At 57.4% G+C, this 18,051-nt stretch carries 15 protein-coding genes and 2 pseudogenes; 9 read left to right on the top strand and 8 right to left on the bottom strand.

The window, feature by feature from the left end; translation table 11 throughout:
- Positions 1-263: 263 nt before the first annotated feature.
- On the bottom strand, positions 264-3,365 hold the full coding sequence (locus tag ACA043_RS13460; protein WP_497659440.1) for an autotransporter outer membrane beta-barrel domain-containing protein: 3,102 nt from the start codon (positions 3,363-3,365) through the stop codon (positions 264-266).
- Between the two features lie 261 nt (positions 3,366-3,626).
- Here ACA043_RS13460 and ACA043_RS13455 point away from each other — a divergent pair.
- A protein-coding gene (locus ACA043_RS13455; protein ID WP_497659638.1) for an IS3 family transposase occupies positions 3,627-4,789 on the top strand; the annotation gives its coding sequence in 2 pieces (ribosomal slippage) (positions 3,627-3,882 and positions 3,882-4,789; 1,164 coding nt in all).
- A gap of 147 nt (positions 4,790-4,936) precedes the next feature.
- Here the strand turns inward: ACA043_RS13455 and ACA043_RS13450 are convergent.
- Positions 4,937-5,071, bottom strand: a pseudogene (locus ACA043_RS13450) (integrase); the annotation flags it as partial.
- A 110-nt stretch (positions 5,072-5,181) separates the two neighbouring features.
- On the opposite strand from ACA043_RS13450, the pseudogene ACA043_RS13445 reads away from it, so the two are divergent.
- Positions 5,182-5,361, top strand: a pseudogene (locus tag ACA043_RS13445) (hypothetical protein); the annotation flags it as partial.
- 83 nt (positions 5,362-5,444) lie between these two features.
- Here ACA043_RS13445 and ACA043_RS13440 read toward each other — a convergent pair.
- Positions 5,445-6,386, bottom strand: coding sequence for a LysR family transcriptional regulator (locus tag ACA043_RS13440; protein ID WP_497659439.1), 942 nt, complete (start codon positions 6,384-6,386; stop codon positions 5,445-5,447).
- Positions 6,387-6,490: 104 nt separating this feature from the next.
- Here ACA043_RS13440 and ACA043_RS13435 point away from each other — a divergent pair, with 104 nt between their 5' ends.
- Positions 6,491-6,946 carry a GFA family protein gene (locus tag ACA043_RS13435; protein ID WP_497659438.1) on the top strand — a complete coding sequence of 152 codons (456 nt, stop codon included), beginning with the start codon at positions 6,491-6,493 and terminating at the stop codon, positions 6,944-6,946.
- A gap of 147 nt (positions 6,947-7,093) precedes the next feature.
- Here ACA043_RS13435 and ACA043_RS13430 read toward each other — a convergent pair whose 3' ends face one another.
- Positions 7,094-8,323, bottom strand: coding sequence for an MFS transporter (locus tag ACA043_RS13430; protein ID WP_401264960.1), 1,230 nt, complete (start codon positions 8,321-8,323; stop codon positions 7,094-7,096).
- A 230-nt stretch (positions 8,324-8,553) separates the two neighbouring features.
- Here ACA043_RS13430 and ACA043_RS13425 point away from each other — a divergent pair, with 230 nt between their 5' ends.
- The 5 genes from ACA043_RS13425 (at position 8,554) to ACA043_RS13405 (ending at position 14,732) form a co-directional block, all read left to right on the top strand.
- Complete coding sequence (locus ACA043_RS13425; RefSeq protein WP_401264957.1) at positions 8,554-9,486, top strand: AraC family transcriptional regulator; 933 nt, start codon at positions 8,554-8,556, stop codon at positions 9,484-9,486.
- A gap of 88 nt (positions 9,487-9,574) precedes the next feature.
- Positions 9,575-10,033, top strand: coding sequence for a (2Fe-2S)-binding protein (locus tag ACA043_RS13420; RefSeq protein ID WP_489879777.1), 459 nt, complete (start codon positions 9,575-9,577; stop codon positions 10,031-10,033).
- Positions 10,030-12,285, top strand: coding sequence for a xanthine dehydrogenase family protein molybdopterin-binding subunit (locus ACA043_RS13415; RefSeq protein WP_497659437.1), 2,256 nt, complete (start codon positions 10,030-10,032; stop codon positions 12,283-12,285). The genes ACA043_RS13420 and ACA043_RS13415 overlap by 4 nt, the downstream gene beginning before the upstream one ends.
- Positions 12,286-12,302: 17 nt before the next feature.
- Positions 12,303-13,655: a cytochrome c gene (locus ACA043_RS13410; protein ID WP_497659436.1), complete on the top strand. Its 1,353-nt coding sequence runs from the start codon at positions 12,303-12,305 to the stop codon at positions 13,653-13,655.
- 12 nt (positions 13,656-13,667) lie between these two features.
- Positions 13,668-14,732, top strand: a complete 1,065-nt coding sequence (locus tag ACA043_RS13405) for an XdhC family protein (protein WP_497659435.1) — start codon at positions 13,668-13,670, stop codon at positions 14,730-14,732.
- Positions 14,733-14,834: 102 nt separating this feature from the next.
- Here the strand turns inward: ACA043_RS13405 and ACA043_RS13400 are convergent, their stop codons facing one another.
- From ACA043_RS13400 to ACA043_RS13390, 3 genes are all read right to left on the bottom strand, one after another.
- Positions 14,835-15,764, bottom strand: a complete 930-nt coding sequence (locus ACA043_RS13400) for a ZIP family metal transporter (RefSeq protein WP_401264947.1) — start codon at positions 15,762-15,764, stop codon at positions 14,835-14,837.
- 255 nt (positions 15,765-16,019) lie between these two features.
- The gene (locus ACA043_RS13395; protein ID WP_401264944.1) at positions 16,020-16,235 is read right to left on the bottom strand and encodes a hypothetical protein; all 216 of its coding nucleotides are present in this window, start codon (positions 16,233-16,235) and stop codon (positions 16,020-16,022) included.
- 217 nt (positions 16,236-16,452) lie between these two features.
- The gene (locus tag ACA043_RS13390) at positions 16,453-17,118 is read right to left on the bottom strand and encodes a TIGR02466 family protein (RefSeq protein ID WP_497659434.1); all 666 of its coding nucleotides are present in this window, start codon (positions 17,116-17,118) and stop codon (positions 16,453-16,455) included.
- A 191-nt stretch (positions 17,119-17,309) separates the two neighbouring features.
- On the opposite strand from ACA043_RS13390, the gene ACA043_RS13385 reads away from it, so the two are divergent.
- Complete coding sequence (locus ACA043_RS13385; RefSeq protein ID WP_401264939.1) at positions 17,310-17,519, top strand: hypothetical protein; 210 nt, start codon at positions 17,310-17,312, stop codon at positions 17,517-17,519.
- Position 17,520: 1 nt separating this feature from the next.
- Here ACA043_RS13385 and ACA043_RS13380 read toward each other — a convergent pair whose 3' ends face one another.
- Positions 17,521-17,934, bottom strand: coding sequence for a cupin domain-containing protein (locus ACA043_RS13380; RefSeq protein WP_497659433.1), 414 nt, complete (start codon positions 17,932-17,934; stop codon positions 17,521-17,523).
- Positions 17,935-18,051: the final 117 nt, after the last annotated feature.

Raw genomic sequence — 18,051 nt, 5'->3', positions numbered from 1 at the left:
TGGCTGCATTCGATACGCAGCTTTCGGCCATAATCGGACAGTGGTCTAAACGCCCAATGGCCAACAGAATCGTCAATGCGTACTAGTCATGTGCCCCAATTGGCTAGAGGCGGCGGTTACTTTCCTGGGAAGGAATCGTTTCTTGTCTGAAATAACGAAATGAACCTGCCGATTGTCATCAACAAAAATACAAACGAACAAGACCCGAATTCAAAGATCCGGGTCCTATTCGCTTTATTTCAAACTGCCTTCAGGAGAGGCTTTTACCAAGCGTAGCGGTAGCCTACGTTCACCGAATAAGGCTGTTCGATACCATCGCCCTTGGTGTACTCCGCGTCGATGAAGAACTTGTGCTTCTCGGCGGTTTGCAGGATTACCCCGCCACCAATTTCCGCCCGCGAACCTGGCAATTTGCTGTCCAGACTTACATCGTTGACGCTCACATGGCTGTCACCGGCATGTTCGGTAATCCACGATGCTTTGGCGTATGGCTGCACAGTCATACCGTTATCCAGCTTCATGTTACGACCGAACAGGCTGCCAACTCGGCTCTGAACAGAAGTAACGGCATCCTGTTCGACTTTCAAGCCATTGCTTGCGGTGTAATCGCCACTGCCCACACGGAACGCTTGCAGTTCCAGTTGTGGCTCGACGAACCAGCCTTGTCCAAGATCGATCTGCTTGCCAACCTCTACACTCGCCGCTACTGCGTGATTCTTGTATTTACCGTCGACCTTCTGGCCCATATTGCTGGTGATGTCGACCTTGTTGTCCAAGTGGGTGTATTTCAGCACGCTGTCAACGTACACGCCGTTTTGGTCGATGTAGGTTGCATAGGTGCCGAGCATGGCGCTGTCGATCTGGCCTTTGCTGCCTTCGCCGAAGTTCTGACGAGCCTCACCTTGTCCGGCCATACCGCCGAGATACAGCTTGCCGTTGTAGAAAGGAATGGCCTTGTCGGCGCCGATCTCGAAACCGTTGACCTGCTGCTCAAAGGCACGGCTGGAACCGGTATTGATGCGCTGCTCTTTACCGAAGCCACGTGTCCACAGACCGCCCTCATCATTGCCCATACGCAACTCGCCGAGTCGTTTGGTCAAGGCATTCATCTGCGCACCGATGAGTCCCGTGGCCGCCGCCTGTTGAGCGATGGCAGCGTTTGCGCCCTTACTCAGGTTCTCTGGTTGAGGATTGCTGATAATGGGGTCGATGGGCGCAACGATATCTCCGGCACCGCCACCGGTATCACCCACTGGACCCTCGCCACCGCCCGCATCCTGTGCAGTGCCGGCCAGGTACCAGTCATCGCCACGCTGCTCGAGGCCATAACGGAAGGCACCCACGTCGACTTTACCGCCGTACAAATCGAACTTCCCCGCGCCGCCGTTGGTATCCACCAGCATCAGTGCACCACCCTGTGCCTGGTGGCCGGAATCGGCAACGATCAGCGTGTGCTCCCCGTCAACTTGCCCTTCAACCTTGAGCAAGTCGCCTTGTAGCGTCGCCAGGTCAGTGTTAAGCAAGAAGCTGCCATTGCCGCTCAAATTGCCCACCGTCAGCGTTTTGAACAAGCCGTTGGAGTGGTCGAAATTGACACGGCCGTCGTTCAACGAAAGAGCGCTCACCGAAGAGTCGCCAGTCATATTCCACATACTGCCACCACGGAGGCTCAGATTATGTAAACCAGTCGATGCGCCTTTCCAGGTAGAAGCTTCGTTAAGGTTAAGGCTGCTGTCGAGGGTGTAATCACGGTCGATCTCCACATCCCCTTTAAGTCGGGAGCCGTTAGTGGCGCTCAGTGCTACGCTCACAACTTGCTGTCCTCCCGATTCGGCGGTCCCGCCGGCCATTAATGTTTTACCTTCGATGGTAGAGCTGTCAGCAGTCACATCAAAAGCAACGGAGTCGCTCGCCTTGATAGCTACATTATCGGAACTGACCACAGTATTCTTAAGCAGGACGTTTTTCTGATCCGCTCCGTAAGCGCCAATAGCAGTGGCAAATTTGCCATTCACCTTAATACTTGAATTATCGAAGCTAATATTGGAAACAGGTGAACTAGAGCCCAGAGCCAGGCCTATGTTGTCCTCTTCGTCTCTATCATCAGCAAGACTCATAGCAATATCGACGTTATTGCCCACAACGGTGCCCCCCCAGCGGGCGGCAATCCCCATACCACCTACTTCGCCGTGAATACGAACGTTATCGAGGGTTACATTTCCAGTATCTGCATAGATACCATGCCCCCCCGACATTTCAATATCGCTGTTGACAAGATTCACATATGAATCAGTAAACGCCCAAACCATTGGCGGACGCGCGCCGCTGTTTTTAATACTCACATTGTTCGCATTGACAATGCCTCCACTTGCGACAGTGATGGCAGTACCCGTTGAGTGCAGGTTTGACGACTCAACATTCACCGTCCCTCCAACGTCAGCCCTTATCGCTTCGCTTTTAGAGGCAATGTCCATGTTATTGACATCAACGGTCCCCCCTCCATAAGCATGAACTCCGTAACTAGTACCAGTTCCGCTTGTGGTGATACTGCCGCCGTCCACGCTTATATGAGCAGCCTCTCCGTTGGCCTGCATTCCAATACCATTGGCGCCCGAGGTACTGATCACGATATCGTTCGCCACCACCGTCCCGCCTGGGTTGGCGTATATTCCATAGCCCCTGTTATTGGTGGTTTTAATGGTGGCTCCGCGAACGTTGACGTTACTGGTTCCTAATGCTGCAATTGCAAATCCGAAAGATCCGTGGGTAACAATATCGAGATTGCTGACATCGGCCGTCGAGTTCGTCACGAGCAGGCCCGAGCCTGTGCTGTTGATCTGCACATGGTTACCAAGTAGCTGGCTTGCTTCTTTGACATCCAGCGCGACGCTGTTGCCCAGTGTAGCGATCTGGGTGTTTTGAAGGTTTACCGTAGAGCCGCCAGACGCCATCAAACCAGACGTATTGGCCATGAGGGAATTTACGGTCATGCCGATCAAATTCAGCGTGGAGTTGCTTTCTACCAGAACAGCGCCCAAGCCAGTGCCTGAAGCGCTGAGAATACCGTTGCTCCAAGTCGCCTCACCGACATTCATAACCCGCAATACAGGGTTGTTGTCACCTGATGTCGTCATTGTCCCCGTACCGCTATAGGTCGTCCCGTCGACGACCATAACAGCAGCGTGCCCCACGCTGGAAAAAGCCAACAACAAGCTGGCAGACAACGTGCTCAAGGGAAAAGCCGGCGCTTTTGAAGATAAGCGCGCAAGGCTGTTGCGCGATTTTAATACGTCAGACGCCGACTCCGACGGCAACATAAAATAGGTACGCGTGCGATTCCATATAGCTCGGTAGATGCTGTTCATAAATCTCTCATTCATTGATTTTTTTCAGGACAGGCTTAAACAAGCCAGAGCTCGAAAGTCATTGAGGAGAGATTTGAACAGGAAATTTAGCAGCAAAAATTCAGGCTTTTCCGACTGGACTGTAGGAATATTCCTACGAGCTGGCTGCTCTTTTTGGTACTCAGCAACTCTTGTCTCCGTCTACTTTCAGATGAAACTGTAGTGGTCTAATGAAACCGGACACCCATTTAGGCGAGAATGCTCGCCAGATCGAGGTGTCAGATGACTAAACAACGCCGCTCCTTTACTCCTGAATTCAAGCGCGAGGCTGCTGACCTTGTGCTCAAACAAAACTACAGCTACATCGAAGCCAGCCGTTCGCTCGGCATTGGTGAGTCGGCATTGCGCCGCTGGGTTGACCAGATTCAGAAAGAACATAAAGGCGTCACTCCGCAGAGCAAGGCACTGACTCCGGAACAGCAAAAAATTCAGGAGCTGGAAGCCCGGATTGCTCGGCTTGAGCGAGAGAAATCAATACTAAAAAAGGCTACCGCGCTCTTGATGTCGGAAGATCACGAGCGTTCGCGCTGATTGACCAGTTGAGGGCACATGAGCCGGTTGATTGGCTGTGCAAGGTGTTTGACGTCACTCGCTCGTGTTACTACGCCCAGCGCCCGCGGCGCCGCACGCCGGATGTCGAACGGCTTCGATTGCGTAGTCGCGTAAGTGAGCTGTTCTCGCAAAGTCGCAGCTCTGCGGGCAGTCGCAGCATCCTGTCACTGATGCGTGAAGACGGTGAGCAACTCGGTCGATTCAAAGTGCGTAGCTTGATGCGCGAGCTTGATTTAGTCAGCAAACAACCCGGCTCCCATGCCTACAAACGAGCAACAGTAGAAAGACTGGATATCCCGAACACATTGAACCGCGAGTTCGACGTGCCTGCGCCCAATCAAGTCTGGTGCGGCGATATCACCTACATTTGGGCACAAGGAAAGTGGCATTACCTGGCTGTCGTCCTGGATCTTTGTACGCGTCGGATCGTGGGCTGGGCGCTGTCGGAAAAGCCAGACGCTGAGCTGGTGATCAAAGCGCTGGATATGGCTTACGAGCAGCGTGGCAGGCCTTCGGATCTGCTATTCCACTCGGACCAGGGATCGCAATATGCAAGCCGACTCTTTCGCCAGCGGTTGTGGCGATACCGCATGCGTCAGAGCATGAGTCGACGAGGAAACTGCTGGGATAACGCACCGATGGAGCGCGTATTTCGTAGCTTGAAAACAGAATGGATACCGACCGTGGGCTATCGAACTGCGCAGGAAGCACAGCGCGATATCAGCAACTTTTTGATGCATCGCTACAACTGGATTCGGCCTCACCAGTTCAACGAGGGGTTGGCACCAGCGCGGGCCGAGGAAAAACTTAACGTCGTGTCCGGGATTAGTTGACCACTACAAACCTGGCGGAGTTGAGTGGTAAGTATTGGTCGTTTCCAGCCCTTGGTAATCGGCGCCAATGGGGTGGATCGCGACGGTCTAGCATCGACCGTCGCAACGGGTGGTTAAACTTCCGTCTGTTCAGCCATTCCAAGACATCTTGGTCCTCCGATAAATCAGCGATGCTTTGGTTTTCCGTAGCGAATGAGTACCGTACATCGTTGCGTCAAGGCCAATGGTTGTTACCCACGCTTTGACTATCCGAGCGTACTGTCTGGTGGAGAGATGTTGTTCCAAGGCTGATGGCTGTAAGTAGCAATAGTGCTCATGGCCTGTCCTCCACGTTCAGGGAGGACAAGGGTGGATCACTCACAATGAGTGGTGGTCGCTATTCGACCACTACAATCCGCCCGAAAGCCGCTTCGAAAATCAGCGATGTGGGTGACGCCAGCCTGCTGCTTGGGCACACAAAAGGCGACATTACCGAGCGGGTTTATCGCTGCGCTGGCGGAGTTCGAGCCCCATCGCCTCCGCCATCTTCTATACGACAAAGCCCTGATTTTTCGGGGCTTTGTCGTTTCTGAAGTTCGCGATTTTTCGCTTCATACTCTCTGGATCGTTTCAGGCATTTCCGCAACGCTTCCATTCTGATATCGGCGCTGCCTACTCAAATCAAATTGCTCGCGACCAGATGTTCAGGGTGTTTGGCTGTGCTCTGTACGCTGCCTTCGTCCAGATAAAGAGCCAGCGCTTCCCCCAAGGCTTCGAATGTTCTGGCGATGCGCCCAACTTTGCGTAGATCACTGTGCATGGCAATCCAGACATCAACATCGAAGCCAAAGCTGTCAGGCAATAACTGGATCAGTCCATAGGTCGCTGCGACGGTGGTAGCGCATAAGCCAAATCCGAGGCCATTTCTGAGTGCGGCGAGTTGAGCAAGGTGGTTATCGGTGGCGATAGAGAACGGCTGGTCTACTTCGCACAGCCCCACCTCGACCAGTCTGCGTAAGTCAGCGGTACGGCGATCTGGTCCAATCAATGGCGCGCGACGCACCTCTTCGAGATTTGCAGGCTCGCCATAGCGTTCAAGGCATTGGGCATTTGCGAACAGCCCCACTCGTAAAGCACCGGCGCGTCGCACGACTATTTCCGCTTCTCTCGGGCGTACGAGGCGCACAGCGATGTCTGACTCCTGTCGGGCGATGTCTTCCAGCGAATCGTTGATACTGAGCTCAAGTTTCAATTCTGAATGCTTGTAATGAAACTCACGCATCAACCCCGGGAGCACCTCGACGCCCAGAAAAGCGCTGCTTGCGAGCCTGACGGTGCCACTCGTGACCTGCGTTTCAGCGCTGGCCATGCGATTGAACGCCTCGGCAGCCATCGCCATGGATTCGACATGGTGAACCAGCCCACGTGCCGATGCTGTAGGCACGAGCCCCGAGGAGGTTCGTGTGAATAACTTCACGCCCAGACCCGCTTCAAGGCTGTCGAGACGTCGACGAGCCGTTGCCTGCGCAATTCCCAGCAACCTGGAGGCGCCCGATAGGCTGCCACTGCGCAGAACCGCCAGGAACACTCGCTGGCTTTCCCATTCCAGCCCGCTCATCTATTCCGTACCAACGGTTGCTCCATTAATTGTCTTCTGGTGGATTCGAGAAGCATGGATGATGAACCCCTGACTCGTAGCGCAGCATCATAAGGAGCAACATCATGGGTTTCACCGGCCAATGCCGATGCGGACAAGTGCATCTTCAACTGCAGATTGAAGCACTTCCACCTATATATGCATGCCACTGCCTGAACTGCCAGCGATGGAGCGGCAGTGCGTTCGCATTGCATATGCTCTGTCCCGCTCAGGCGATTAAGGCGTCGGGGAGCATGCTTACATACCTGCATGAAGCAGAAGAGCACTCGTCGACGCAGTACGCCTGCAGTAAGTGTTTCACACGACTATTCAATGAGACCGATGCTGCCCCGGGCATGCGTGTATTGCGGGTTGGCGTACTCAATGGGGCCGACCGCTTGACGCCTTTGGCACACATCTGGACCAAGCGTAAACAGCCCTGGATTTCGTTGCCTGAAGATGTAGCCCAGTGGCCGGAAAGCCCAACTGCCGAAGACTTTGCCTTGGCCATCAGTCAACAGACACCAAAAGCTGCAAAGTAATGTTGGAAATAATATATCTGCTGAGATAAGCGAAAAAGGCGCCAGATTGGCGCCTTGAACATTATCAAGCGATTTTGATCACCACCTTCTCAAATGCTCCCCTCGCGAGATGCTCGTAGGCTTCTCGTGCAATCCAGGCGCCAGGTATCACCGTGGCCGAGCATCTGGACAATGGCGGTTTGGTGGAAATTCTAAAGCCCTATCGCCCAGCCCTTCGGTGGCATGGCGACCCGCTAGCCAAGCAAGCGCAGAAGCGGCGACCAACACGGCTGCGCTGAGCTCGAATGTGGCCTTGTAACCGCTCAGATCAAATGCCAGGCCACCAATGATTGCACCGCCAGCGATAGCCAGTTGGACGATAGCCACAAGCAAGCCTCCTCCGGCTTCCGCATCATCAGGCAGCGTTTTCGCCAGCCATGTCCACCATCCGACCGGAGCGGCCGTAGCGACCAATCCCCAGAGGCCAAGCAGCACAGCGGTCAGTACCGGCGATTCGCCGAAGTTCACCAGAGCCAGTGCGATGCCAGCCATGATCAGCGGGATAACTGTCAGCGTGCGGTACAGGCTGCTCCCCATAAACCTTTCGATCAGAAAGGTGCCGATAAACCCTGCAAGTCCCAGCCCCAGCAGCATGAAGGACAACGTTGAGACACTGACGCCAGTCACGCCCTCAAGAAATGGCCGCAGATAAGTGAACAGCATGAACTGTCCCATGAAAAACACGCTCACCGCGACCATCCCCAATGCGACTGGCAACTGCTTCATCAGCCGCAGAACGTTACCGCTACCTGCCTGGCGCTCAGCACTGAACGACGGCAGGCTGATCAGCAGCCATACGGCTGCAAGCACTGCGACAGGAACCACACAGAAGAATGCGCCGCGCCAGCCTATCAGCGAGCCAAGGAACGCGCCCGCCGGTGCGGCGATTACCGTGGCCAGAGCGTTACCGCCATTGACGATGGCCAGCGCTCGGGAAACTTGATCAGGCTTTACCAAACGCATTGCCGTCGCCGCCGACAATGACCAGAAACCGCCGATGGCTATGCCGATCAAAGCACGTCCGATCATGAATGAAGGATAGCCTGGCGCGAGCGCGACGACCGTGCCTGACACGATCATCAGCAAGGTCAGACACAGCAGCAACTTCTTGCGTTCTACGCGAGCGGCGATCGATGCAATGACCAGGCTTGTGATCAATGCAAAGGCACCGGACACGGAAATACCCTGCCCTGCCTGGCCTTCCGTGATGTGCAGGTCTGCCGCAATGGGTGTCAGCAGGCTGACGGGCATGAACTCTGAAGCGACCAGGGCGAATGCGGCCAACGACATGGCAAGCACCGCGCTCCAGCCGCGTTTTTCTGTAGAGGGAGAAGTCATGGGAACTACCTTTGGTGCGAAAAACGTGTGGATGTGATGCGCAGGGGTTCAAGCAGTTTGTCGCCCATACGGGCACTCCCCTGTAACAGATAGACACATTCTCCCGGTCGATCCGCCTCTGCCCTAGTGCATTCCTCTTGAATGCTTGCCTGATCCTCTGAGGATGCAGGGCGGTGGATAGGAAACGCCTCTGCAGCGGATTAGAGTTCGGTCAACAGGAGCGACCCGCCATGATCGATACACCCCTGCGCCATGAATCACCTTTGGCGTTGAACATTGACCCGCGCGTGAGCGCACCGGGTGATTTCGTCACGTCCATACCCGGGCTGTCGCTGTTTCGTCGCGACCAGCCGGCACCCCCTGTCGTGTGCATGATCGAACCAAGCCTCATTCTCGTAGGCCGTGGGGAAAAGCGCTTGTGGGTCGGTGGCGAAGGCTACCGCTACGGCCCTTCGCGGTTTCTGGTCACGTCGCTGGACCTGCCAGCCAATTCCGAAGTGATGCTAGCCAGTCCCGAACAGCCTTGTGTCGGGCTCGTGCTGAAACTGGATGTGAGCATGCTCGCCGAGGTCATCACCAAGGTTGGCATGCCTGCGAAGCGACAACCCTCCACCGGCACAGGCGCAGGCATTGGCACTATGTCGACCGCCCTGGAAGGTGCGCTCGATCGCCTGCTGGCATTGCTCGATGAGCCCGAGGCGATCCCGGTGCTCGCGCCGCTGATCCTGCGGGAAATTCACTATCGGCTGCTCTATACCGATCAAGGGGCACGGCTGCGGCAGATCACTGCTGTCGATGGCCAGGGTTATCGCATCGCCAAAGCCATCGACTGGCTCAAGGTCAACTTCACCGATGCATTGCGCATCGATGATCTGGCGGCGCGAGTGCAAATGAGCGCTCCCACCTTTCACCATCATTTCCGCCAGCTCACCGGCATGAGCCCGCTGCAGTACCAGAAGTGGCTGCGGCTGAACGAGGCCCGTCGGCTGATGTTGATGGAGCGTCTGGACGTTTCGCGAGCGGCATTTGCTGTCGGGTATGAAAGTCCTTCGCAGTTCAGCCGCGAATATGGCCGCCTGTTTGGGACCGCGCCCAGTCGTGACATTTCACTGCTGCGTGGCCAGCCATTCGAGGCGCAAGCGCTCGACAACACAGCCAGTTGAGCGAACGACACGCTTTACCGGTGATGCGCCTCGCAGCGCTTCACCGCTTATAAAAATGCACGTCAACCGATGATCAAGCGGGTGAACCATGGAACTACGAATCAACCAGAAGACCTATCAGGTCGATGCCGACGCCGATACCCCCCTGCTGTGGGTGATCCGCGATGATCTGGGCATGACCGGTACCAAGTACGGCTGCGGACTGGCGCAATGCGGCGCCTGCTCCGTGCTGGTGGACGGCAATGTCGTGCGCTCGTGCGTCACGCCAGTGGCTGGTGTGGTCGGCCGCGAGGTCACCACCATTGAGGCCATCGAAGCCGATGACGTGGGCAAAAGGGTCGTCTCGACCTGGGTCGATCTTCAGGTCGCCCAATGCGGCTACTGCCAGTCCGGCCAGGTGATGGCCGCCACCGCGCTGCTCAAACAAAACCCCAAGCCGAGTGATGCACAGATTGAGGCCGCGATGGTCAACCTGTGCCGCTGCGGCACTTACAACGCCATTCATGCCGCGATGCATGAGCTTGCCGGCAAGGGAGTAGCGTCATGAATGTCCGTATCGACCCTCCCCTTGAAGCATCAGCGCTTGATCTGCACGATCCGGTGAATGTGTCGCGCAGACGTTTCTTGACCGGTACCGCCGTGGGCGCACTGGTGCTCGGCTTTGGCCTGCCGCTCGGTTCGACACGCGTGCACGCTGCAGCGGCGGCGACTGCACCGCTCGAGCGCGGCACACAGGTTCCCGCGTTTCTGGAGATCCGCCCGGACAACCGCGTGCGTCTACTGTGCCCGTTCATGGAAGGCGGCCAAGGTACGTTCACCGCGATGGCGCAGATTGTCGGCGAAGAACTGGATGCCGACCCGTCGACCTTCCTGGTCGAAGCCGCACCACCGGGCGAGGCCTATGTGGTGATGGAAAACGGCATGCGTGTCACCGGCGGCAGTATGTCGGTGCGCATGAGTTACCCGGTGATGCGGCGCCTCGGCGCACTTGCCCGCGCCATGCTTTTGCTGGCGGGTGCAGAAAAGCTTGGCGTGCCGGTCGCCGAGTTGACCACCGAACCTGGCAAAGTCGTACATGCCAAGTCGGGCCGCTCGTTGACGTACGGTGAATTGGCCGAGCGCGCGATGGATCTGCCGGTTCCCGATCCGGCCTCTGTGAAGCTGCGTGATCCGAGCCAGTTTCGCTGGATCGGCAAACCGGTCAAGCGCGTCGATGCCTATGACAAGTCCACGGGCAAGGCGCTTTACAGCATCGATCTGAAGGTCGACGGCATGCTCCATGCCGCCGTTCAGCATGCCCCGCGCCTGGGTATGACGGTGGGCAACCTGCGCAACGAAGATCAGGTCAAGGCAATGAAAGGCGTGCATTCCGTGCATCGTCTGCCAGGTGCCGTGGCGGTAGTCGCCGAGCGTTGGTGGCACGCAAAACGTGCGGTGGAGGCGATTCAAGTCGACTGGCAAGAGCCAATGGCCGACAGCAAAGTGCGGCCGATGCCCGCCGACTTTTCCAGCGATGCGTGGCTCAAGCGACTCGCCGACGACAAAGGGCCTGCCAGAGATGATGAAACCCAAGGGGATGTGGCTTCGATTCTTGGCGATGCCAAGTCCCGCGTCGACGCCACCTACCACAACCAATACCTGAACCACGGACAGTTGGAACCACCCTCTGCACTCGCCAGATTCAATCCGGACGGTTCGCTGGAAGTCTGGCTGCCTAATCAGGCACCGGACATGTTCCGTGCGGATATCGCCAAACGCACAGGGCTCGATGCGTCTCGCATTACCTTGCATTCGCCATTGCTGGGCGGATTCTTCGGTCGACATTTCCTCTACGACTCAGCCAGTCCTTATCCTCAGGCGATCGAATTGTCCAAGGCGGTTGGCCGCCCGGTCAAACTGATCTGGAGTCGAGAAGAAGAGTTCCTGCGAGATGTGCTCCGTCCCGTTGCCGCAGTGAATTTCCGCGCGGCGCTTGATAGCGACGGATGGCCGCTGGCAATCGAAGCGATCAGTGCCACTGAAGGTCCCACTGAAGCCATCGCCGGCAAGCAAGGTGAAAAGCTCGACCCTACGGCGCTTGAAGGGTTGTCGGGCAAGTCCTACGCAATCCCCAACAAACGGATTGCACAGATCTACGTCAAAGGTCCGGCGATGCTCGGTTACTGGCGTTCGGTGGGCAATTCCCTCAACGACTTCTTCTATGAGTCGTTCCTTGACGAACTGGCCGACAAGGGTGGCAAGGACCCGTTCGAACTCCGCCTGCATTTGCTGCGCGACAACCCGCGCCTGACCACGCTGCTGCAAGCAGTGGGTGAGTTGTCGGGCGGCTGGAAGCGCGGGCCGTTTACTGCCGAGGACGGCAGCAAACGTGCGCGAGGCGTGGCGATGGCTTCGCCGTTCGGTACAGAGACGGCCGTGATCACCGAGGTGTCCATCGAGAATGGCCAGGTCAAGGTCCACGACATCTGGCAGGCGATTGACCCCGGCAGCATCGTCAACCCGGCGATTGTCGACGCTCAGGTCAATGGCGCGGTGGCGTTGGGACTGTCCCAGACGCTGGTGGAAGAGTCCGTGTGGATTGAGGGTAAACCTCGGGCGCGCAACTACGACTTGTATCCGATCCTGCCGCCAGCGCGGATGGCACGGGTACACGTGCGTGTCATCGAGAGCGGGGAAAAAATGGGCGGTATCGGCGAACCACCGTTGCCGGCCGTGGCGCCAGCCGTCGCGAACGCAGTGGCAACACTGACCGGGCAACGGGTCCGCAGTCTGCCCATGAGCCGACACACCTTCACCTGATCAACGCCGGAGCGTCCATGAATAACAGCCGATTCGCAAGAACCGCTGGCTGGCTGGCAGTGCCGTGCCTGGTCGCGGCAGGCCTGCTGGCCTGGTATGTCACCCGCGAGCCCGCCTCGCCCCTTGAAAGCCAACCGATCGCTGCGGCCGACATCGAACCGGCGCTGGTCGCGCGTGGCGAATACGTCGCCAGGCTTAGCGATTGCGTGGCATGCCACAGCGTGCCAGGTGGTGCGCCGTTCGCCGGAGGCCTGGAAATGGCCACACCGCTGGGCGCGATCCACGCGACCAATATCACCCCGGACACAGAAACCGGCATCGGCCACTACAGCCTGGCGGACTTCGACCGTGCCGTGCGCCATGGCGTGGCACCCGAGAGCCGACGTTTGTACCCGGCGATGCCCTACCCGTCTTACGCCAAGCTCAGTGACGAAGACGTACGTGCGTTGTATGCGTTCTTCATGAAAGGCGTGGCACCCGTCAAACAGGCGAACATCCCGAGTGCCATTCCCTTTCCGCTGAACCTGCGTTGGCCGATTGCGCTGTGGAACGGTGTGTTTGTCGACGCCGAGCCCTACGTGGCCAAACCGGCGCAGGATGAAGTGTGGAACCGCGGCGCTTACCTCGTTCAGGGCGCCGGGCACTGCGGCAGTTGCCATACGCCGCGTGGCTTGGCGTTCAACGAGAAGGCGCTGGATGAATCCGGTACGCCTTACCTCGCTGGCGCCTTGCTCGATGGCTGGTACGCGCCGAGCCTGCGCGATGACCACAACACAGGCCTGGGTCGATGGAGCGAACCGGAAATCGTGCAGTTCCTCAAGACCGGTCGCAACAGGCACGCGGTGGTCTACGGTTCGATGACCGAGGCTTTCAACAACTCCACGCAGTTCATGAGCGACGAAGACCTGACGGCCATTGCCCGTTATCTCAAGTCGTTGCCTGGGGACCGCCAGCGCGACGGGCAGCCATGGCAGTATCAAGAGGTCTCGGCAGCGACGCGCCTGAATGCGCCGGGCGCCCACACCTACGAGACGCGCTGTGCCTCCTGCCACGGCCTGGACGGCAAGGGACAATCGCAATGGATGCCACCGCTGGCGGGTGCCACTTCTGCGCTGGCCAAAGAAAGCGCCTCGGCGATCAACATCACCCTTAATGGTTCGCAGCGTGTCGTGGCTGCCGGTGTACCGGACGCCTATCGCATGCCGGCATTCCGCGAGCAGTTATCGGATCAGCAGATTGCTGAGGTACTGACATTCATGCGCAGCACCTGGGGTAATCAGGGCAGTGCTGTTGATGCACAGGCGGTTGGCAAGCTGCGCGAACACACCGATCCGGCCAGCAGCAGCCCGATCATCCTGCACATGCGCTAAGAGGAGAGCCTGATGGAAAGCATCGACTTGCTGGTCCTGCGCACGGCGCGGGACTGGCTCGCCGCCGGCGAGCGTGTACTGCTCGCCACGGTGGCGCGCACCTGGGGTTCTTCGCCGCGCCCGACAGGGTCGATGATGGCCTTGCGTAACGACGGTCGAGTGGTGGGCAGCGTGTCCGGGGGCTGTATCGAAGACGATTTGATCCATCGCTATACCACGGCCCATGGCGGCAGTGGTTTTGACGACAGCGCACCGCAAGTGGTGCGCTATGGCGTCAGCGCCGATGAGGCGCATCGATTCGGCTTGCCCTGCGGTGGCACGCTTGAACTGATCCTCGAGTTCAGCCCGTCCTGGCAGTCGCTCGATGAACTGCTGATCCATCTGGATGGCGGGCGGCTGGTGCGCCGCTGCCTGGCAGTGGCGTCCGGCCAGGTGACGCTCGCACCCACGGCGACCCCGGAGCAGTTCACGTTTGACGGCCAACAGATGCTAAATACGCTGGGACCGGGCTATCGGATGCTCATGATCGGTGCCGGCGCATTGTCCGAGTACCTGGCCACCATGGCGTTGTTCAACGGCTTCAAGGTAGCGGTTTGCGATCCACGTCCGGAATACATCGAGACTTGGGCGGTAGACGGCGTGGAGCGCATCGTCGGCATGCCGGATGACGTGGTCCGCGACTTCGCGGTCGATCTGCGAACCTGCATCGTCGCTTTGAGTCATGACCCGAAACTCGACGATCTGGCGCTGCTCGAGGCCCTCCACAGCCCGGCGTTTTACATCGGCGCCATAGGCTCGCGGCGCAACAGCCAGCTGCGACGCGAACGCCTGATCGAGCATTTTGGTGAGACCCAAGCCTCGCTGAAGCGTTTGCACGGACCGATCGGCCTCTACATCGGCAGCAAGACGCCTGCGGAAATCGCCGTCAGTGTGATGGCCGAGATTCTTGCGGCCAAGAATGGTGCGAGCTTGCCGAGTGAACTCAGCGTGGCCCAAGCTAAACATGCCATTGAATCTGTGGCCTCATCGGCCGGAAAAGCTCTGGTGACAAAAACCTCACCAGGATGTCTACGCTGAAGATATCAAACCGGGATATTGGATCTCGACATTCAACGTCATCAGCCCCCATTTCCTCAGTCATCAGATTTGCGGCGACTCTGGCGAGACTGACGACGGGCTCTATCCCAGGGCGGTATCGAGAAACATCATCACCCCGAATCCAAGCATCAAGCCAAGCGTCGCAGGGGTTTCGTGGCCATTGCGGTGGGTCTCGGGAATCACTTCGTGGGACACCACGAAAATCATCGCGCCGGCAGCCAGACCGAGGGCGATGGGATAACCCAGCGCGAAGCTGCTGGATATACCCAGGCCGACAATAGCGCCGATCGGCTCCATCAATCCTGACCCGACGGCGATCAGCGCCGCGCGCAGTGCGGAAATGCCCGTCACGCGTAACGCCAACGCGACAGCCAAACCTTCGGGGATGTCTTGAATGGCAATGGCGGTGGTCAGAGGCAAGCCCACCTGCATGTCACCGTTGGCGAAACTCACACCGATGGCCATGCCTTCCGGCAGGTTGTGCAGCGTGATCGCCAAAACGAACAACCAGACCCGATTGATGCGCTTGGATTCAGGCCCGCGACGGCCACTTTTTTCGTGCTCGTGGGGGACGAAACGATCCAGGCCAACCATCAACCCCACGCCCAGCGCCAACCCTGCAACGACAACACATGCGGCAAGCAGTTGATTGCCGCACAGCGCTTGCGCCGCCTCGATGCCGGGAAGGATCAGCGAAAAAGAACTGGCGGCGAGCATCATGCCGGCGGCAAACCCGAGCATGGTGTCTTGAGTACGTGCAGCGATATTGCGCAACGCAATCGCTGCAACGGCACCGGCCGCTGTCGCGGCGAAGCCGGACATTCCACCGAGGAAGGCAAAATACAGATTTTGTTTGTTGGCACCGACGAAAGCGCCATAGCCGCTGATCAACAGCAAAACAGTTACGCCAATCAGCACTGCCCAGAAAACCCGTCCGCCCCATCCAGGGCCTGAGAATCGGGCGAACCAGGTTCGAAAAGGCGCGTCGGACGAGGTCAACGGTTCGGGCATGACGATCTCCTGTTTTCTTGAATAGCTGCGACGTTCCAGGGTTCCGACATCACCATGAAAGCAAATGCTTCAGTGATAGTCCTCTCCGGCGACCGCTCGCGGACCCAACTGATGAGTCAGCCTCCTATGTCCATGCCGATTTGACCATCCAGTGCCTGCCTCACCTACCAGACCAAGCGTCAAGACTTCGAGAGCGCTGTTGCCGAGTTTGCGCTTTTGCATAGGAGATCTCCCTGATGAGCGGGGCTCGCGCACTCACGTAAACCAGAAAAGAAATCGCTCCGCCCTTTCATACCCCTTCTCGCTGGCAAAAAAACACAGCATGTCGAGCATAATGCCCGTCACAGCGAACACGACGCCTTGGCCAACCGCGTCGAAGATAATCAGGAAGATACCCAAAACAGTAAAGGCACAGCCAAGCGCTGCCAGCATTCTGCGGCTGTTGGTTTGACTCGGATACTTGTTCAGCATTTCTCACCGGCTGAAGTCATCAATTCCATGGCTGAAACTGTAGACCACGCTGCTGCGCACCTATCCATACCGTCTTTCAGAAAGGGCCATTGCAAGGCGTCTACTCATGAATGACCTTGATGTAATCGTTCAACTTTGAGCGCCGCAACAGCACCCAGTCGCTACTTTGCAGGCCAAAACATCTAGAAGTGTTTTGCTCGACCAGATCGGGCTGTCATCAAGCGCCAAAGTTGAACGCTATGGAAATCCGCGGTCTCGCCCCTTCATAACGCGTTACTGAATGCATCAACCACGATGGAAACATGAGGAACGTTCCACTTTGGGCGGCACAAGTAATACTGAAACCGGCGGTAAGGCAATCTTCAACTCGCATGCGCAGCGCCGGGTTGTAGGTCGATGCAACCATGCCGCGCGGGTCGATGAATTCCAGATCTCCGCCAACGCCGGGATCTTCCTCCCGGCCGCCGGCGTCGACCCAGTAAACCCCAGACCAGAACGCACCGGGATGGCCATGAAGTGCATTGCTGTGGCCGGCCTCGTTAACGTTGGCCCAGGCGTTGACCTTCCAGTCGAAAACAGGCTCGGTCAGGCCGTATTGATCGCTGTGCACCGCTGTCAGTTGAGTGGCAAAGTCAGTGGCGAATCTCACCAACGCAATGCACGCCGCCCCTCCCCATGCGGAGAAATCGCTCGACGATTGCCAACCACCGTCATTGCTGTGGTGTGCACCACTGCGATCTTGCGCCATACGACGGGTGACGATGGACTTCAACTCGGCATTTAGTCTTTCTGCATCGGGGTACTGAATACTCGCCAGGGGTGTTGCGAACAGTCGCCGGATCTTTATAAGTTCGGGATCTATCAGATTGTTGTTCGACTGCATTGCACTTTCTCAACTTGCGCTAGTTGCAACGAACTATATCGAGCGCAGTGAAAGACCGATGTAAACCTTTGTTAAAACTATACTTTAAAAAGTTAAAAGTGCATTCAAGCACTCTCGCTTTCAACTTCCCGGCGACCGGGCATCGTGCTAAAACTGCACAACTCCGCAAAAACTCGCAGGACAGTCACGCAATGCCCAAGAAACCGCCGGTCAGTAAAGAGGCCGCAACCGCCGCAGAAATCGAGCGCTCCATTCAGGCGTTGAACAAAATGGCCGAACGCCTGTGGGGTGATGGTCGAGAAGCCGAGGCCAAGGCGCTTCTCGACGCGCTTGATGCATTAAACCGGGCGCTCGACCGGATCAGAATTGGCGAGAGTCGCAGGATTGTGACGCTTCATTAGCCTACGGTTTGAGAATCAGCAGCGGCTCGCCCTTCTTCACAATGTAAGTCGCCAGTTCAGAAGCCTTCTCTTTGCCGACGTTGCTGGCGACATGCGCAACACCCGCCGGAATAAACAGCGAATCCCCGGCCTTCAGTATCACTGCCGCCCTGCCCTCAAGTTGATATTCAAATGTCCCGCTGATCACGTAAGCGACTTCCACGCCCGGATGCGCATGCTTGGGCGAGGTCACGCCGGGTTCGAAATCGACCCGTGCCTGAATCACCTCACGGTCGGCAGCGCCCAGATCCTGACGAACCAGATCCGTGCGGCTCAGGCCTTGTTGCCAGCTCTTGGGTTGCGTGTCAGCGGCGTGTGCGATCGCGGTCATCGAAGTGAGTATTACAGCGGTAGCCAGAAACAGTGGACGGCGCATGGTGTTGCCCTCTTGTACGTAGTGGTGTGGTGACCGCTACTTTGCGCGGGGCATGTATGGCTGATGTGTCTTAAACCCGGTGTTTGTTATTGGCGTGTGTACACGGGCGTGATTGAT

This window comes from Pseudomonas sp. LBUM1648 (assembly GCF_059716145.1).
This window is presented reverse-complemented; position numbering and strand designations above follow the sequence as displayed.